Origin of the sequence: Sinorhizobium terangae, from assembly GCF_009601505.1 — a bacterium.
Taxonomy (GTDB): Bacteria; Pseudomonadota; Alphaproteobacteria; order Rhizobiales; family Rhizobiaceae; genus Sinorhizobium; species Sinorhizobium terangae.
The window spans coordinates 1-1,535 of sequence record NZ_WITC01000020.1; the positions used below are offsets into that span (position 1 = coordinate 1).

Annotated in this window: 1 protein-coding gene; it reads left to right on the forward strand. The window is 61.2% G+C overall.

The window, feature by feature from the left end; genetic code table 11:
* Positions 1–1,534, forward strand: a 1,534-nt coding sequence (gene glmS / locus GHK62_RS03825) for a glutamine--fructose-6-phosphate transaminase (isomerizing) (protein WP_153437016.1), incomplete at its 5' end; no start/stop codon positions are given.
* Position 1,535: the final 1 nt, after the last annotated feature.

The following is a 1,535-nucleotide window of genomic DNA, read 5'->3' on the forward strand; positions in this document are numbered from 1 at the left end:
CGGCATTATCGAGAACTTCGCCGAACTGAAGGATGAACTTGCTGCGTCGGGTGTCGAGTTCCGCACCGATACCGATACGGAAGTCGTGGCGCATCTCCTGGCGAAATACCATCGCGACGGCATGGGGCGGCGCGAAGCGATGCACGCGATGCTGAAGCGCGTGACCGGGGCCTATGCACTGGCAGTGCTCTTCGAGGATGATCCGTCGACGATCATGGCGGCGCGAAACGGGCCGCCGCTCGCGATCGGTCATGGCGACGGTGAAATGTTCCTGGGGTCGGATGCGATCGCCTTGGCGCCGTTCACCAATGAAATCACCTATCTGATCGATGGCGATTGGGCCGTTATCGGCAAGAGCGGCGCACACATCTTCGACGTTGACGGCAATGTCGTCACGCGGCCGCGTCAGATTTCGATGGCTGCGGCCTATTTGGTCGACAAGGGCAATCATCGCCATTTCATGGAGAAGGAAATCTACGAGCAGCCGGAGGTCATCTCTCACGCGCTCGGCCACTACATCAACTTCATCGAAAACCGCGTGACGGCTGTTTCCGATGCCATCGATTTCGCCAAGGTGCCGAGCCTTGCGCTTTCGGCCTGCGGCACCGCCTACCTCGCCGGGTTGATCGGAAAGTACTGGTTCGAGCGCTATGCGCGCTTGCCGGTTGAAATCGATGTCGCTTCAGAGTTCCGCTATCGCGAGATCCCGCTCTCGCCGCAATCGGCCGCTCTCTTCATTTCGCAGTCGGGCGAAACCGCCGATACGCTGGCATCGCTCAGGTACTGCAAGGAACACGGCCTGAAGATTGGTGCCGTCGTCAACACCCGCGAATCGACGATCGCGCGGGAATCCGACGCCGTCTTCCCCATCCTCGCCGGTCCGGAGATCGGCGTCGCATCGACCAAGGCCTTCACCTGCCAGCTCGCCGTGCTCGCCGCGCTTGCCGTCGGCGCCGGCCGGGCGCGTGGCACGGTCAGCGAGCAGGAAGAGCAGGCGCTGGTGAAAAGCCTTGCCGAGATGCCGCGTATCATGGGCCAGGTGTTGAACAGCATCCAGCCTAAAATCGAGCTTCTGTCGCGCGAACTGTCGAAGTGCCGTGACGTGCTCTATCTCGGCCGCGGCACCAGCTTCCCGCTGGCGATGGAAGGTGCGCTGAAGCTCAAGGAGATCTCCTACATCCACGCGGAAGGCTATGCGGCCGGCGAGCTGAAGCATGGGCCGATCGCGCTGATCGACGAAAACATGCCGGTCATCGTCATCGCGCCGCACGACCGCTTCTTCGACAAGACGGTCTCGAACATGCAGGAAGTTGCCGCTCGTGGCGGGCGCATCATTCTTATCACGGACGAGATGGGCGCTGCCGCGTCGAAGCTCGACACGATGCATACGATCGTGTTGCCGAACGTCGACGAGGTCATCGCGCCGATGATCTTCGCGTTGCCGATCCAGCTTCTTGCCTATCACACGGCCGTCTTCATGGGCACCGATGTCGATCAGCCGCGTAACCTGGCCAAGTCGGTAACCGTCGAATGAT